The 229-nt window shown below is 61.1% G+C and carries 1 protein-coding gene; it reads right to left on the bottom strand.

Features of this window, described 5'->3' with window-relative positions:
* Nucleotides 1–229: thiamine pyrophosphate-dependent enzyme (locus SB753_RS42260; protein ID WP_410805851.1), on the bottom strand; the 229-nt coding region annotated here is incomplete at both ends.

Raw genomic sequence — 229 nt, 5'->3', positions numbered from 1 at the left:
CGTTGTTGTTGAAGATGATCGTGCACACGGGCAGGTCGTAACGGCAGATCGTTTCGAGTTCCATACCGCTGAAGCCGAACGCGCTATCGCCTTCGATCGCGAGCACCGGCTTGCCGCTCGTCACGGCTGCACCGATCGCGAAGCCCATGCCGATGCCCATCACGCCCCACGTACCCGAGTCAAAGCGCTTGCGCGGCTGATACATGTCGATGATGGCGCGCGCATAGTC

Origin of the sequence: Paraburkholderia sp. SIMBA_053, assembly GCF_046534895.1 — a bacterium.
In the GTDB taxonomy this organism is placed as follows: domain Bacteria; phylum Pseudomonadota; class Gammaproteobacteria; order Burkholderiales; family Burkholderiaceae; genus Paraburkholderia; species Paraburkholderia caledonica.
Note: the sequence above shows the minus strand (reverse complement) of the source record. Positions and strands in the feature narration are given on the sequence as shown.